Source organism: Microbacterium sp. ISL-103, from assembly GCF_018613995.1.
Classification (GTDB): Bacteria; Actinomycetota; Actinomycetes; order Actinomycetales; family Microbacteriaceae; genus Microbacterium.
The window spans coordinates 1-1,559 of record NZ_JAGGPD010000569.1 but is presented as its reverse complement, the minus strand read 5'-3'; the positions used below and the strand labels follow the sequence as shown (position 1 = coordinate 1,559).

The following is a 1,559-nucleotide window of genomic DNA, read 5'->3' as shown; positions in this document are numbered from 1 at the left end:
CGTGGTCGTGGAGGCCGGATGGCGCAGCGGTTCCCTCAATACCGCCGGGCACGCGGCAGCGCTCGGGCGCCCCCTCGGCGCGGTGCCCGGTCCGATCACGTCGCCCGCGTCCGCGGGATGTCACCGACTCCTCCGAGAATATGACGCGCGGTGCGTGACGACGGTCGAGGAGATCCGCGAACTGTGGGGCGATAGTGGCGGCGGTGGTGGTGTCGGCGCGGAGGTGGGGGAGACGCAGAATCCCGACCAGATGCGGCTGCTGGACGCGATGAGCGGACGCGCAGCGCTGAGCGTGGTCGAGCTGTCCCGCCGATCGGGCCTCGCGCCCGAGCGGATCAGCGCGATGCTCGGTCTGCTGGAGCTCAGCGGCCACGTGCTCCGCACCGAGCGGGGCTGGCAGCGTGGCGCCCCACGGCGTCGGGACAGTTGACAGGCCACGGGCCGTCGAAGACCCCCGACGGAGGCGACGTCGCGGAGCCGAGGTCGTCGAGCGGCGCGGCTGACCCGCCCGGACTGACGGATCCTGCAAGCTGGGGCCATGGAGTTCGCGGCCGCAGCACACGCGTTCACCGACCACCTCGAGCGGGTGCGCCGGCTCGCTCCGGCGACCGTCCGTGCCTACCGATCGGATCTGAGAGATCTCGCGAGCGCCATCGGCGAAAGGACCCTCGAGGAGATCACCCTGGAGACGCTCCGCGACTGGCTGTGGCATGCCACGCAACGCGGTGATGCCCGCTCGACCCTCGCCCGACGCGCGGCTGCCGCCCGGTCGTTCTTCACCTGGGCCCACGAGCAGGAACTGATCGCCCACGACCCGAGTCTGCGACTCGTCGCCCCCAAGCGTGGGCGCACACTGCCCACGATCGCGTCGCAAGACGCCATGACGGCGCTTCTGGAGGCCCAGCGAACCGCCGCGTCCGCAGGCGAGCCGACCGCACTTCGCGATCACGCGATGCTCGAGCTCCTGTATGGAGCGGGGATCCGCGTGTCCGAACTGTGCGGACTCGACGTCGACGACGTGGATCTCGATCGAGGCACAGCGCGCGTTCTGGGCAAGGGCTCGAAGGAACGCGTCGTGCCTTTCGGCAGGCCGGCACGGGAGGCGATCGGCGCCTACCTGACACGCGGTCGCTCCGCCCTCCTGGCGCGCGCCGCTCGGCCGTCGCCGGCGCTCTACCTCGGCAGCCGAGGCGGGCGCATCGGCCCCAGAGCCGTGTACTCCCTGGTCGCCGAAGTGCTCGCACCGTTCGTCGGTGCCGACACCGTGGGGCCGCACGCGCTCCGCCATACCGCGGCCACGCATCTTCTCGCCGGGGGAGCCCATCTCCGAGCGGTGCAGGAGATACTCGGGCACGCCAGCCTCGGAACCACCCTGATCTACACTCATGTGTCGGCCGAGCGCCTGACCGCCACCTACCGGCTCGCGCATCCTCGAGCGTGACTGACGTCGCCTCGACGATCAGCCCGCGTCGCAGCAGGGGAGCAGCACCGCACGCTCCACCTCACCGAACAGCAGACGCGGGTTGAGGTAGACGCCGGCGAGGCGGACGCCGAGATGC

Annotated in this window: 2 protein-coding genes; both read left to right on the top strand. The window is 71.3% G+C overall.

Going from position 1 to position 1,559, the window contains the following annotated elements:
* Nucleotides 1-430, top strand: a 430-nt coding sequence (locus J7E68_RS17970; RefSeq protein ID WP_215174913.1) for a DNA-processing protein DprA, incomplete at its 5' end; no start/stop codon positions are given.
* Nucleotides 431-538: 108 nt separating this feature from the next.
* The gene (locus J7E68_RS17965) at nucleotides 539-1,441 is read left to right on the top strand and encodes a tyrosine-type recombinase/integrase (protein ID WP_215174911.1); all 903 of its coding nucleotides are present in this window, start codon (nucleotides 539-541) and stop codon (nucleotides 1,439-1,441) included.
* Nucleotides 1,442-1,559 lie beyond the last annotated feature (118 nt).

Coding starts and splice junctions, on each gene's coding strand:
- J7E68_RS17965 (WP_215174911.1), top strand. CDS start 539: ATGGAGTTCGCGGCCGCAGCACACGCGTTCACCGACCACCTCGAGCGG.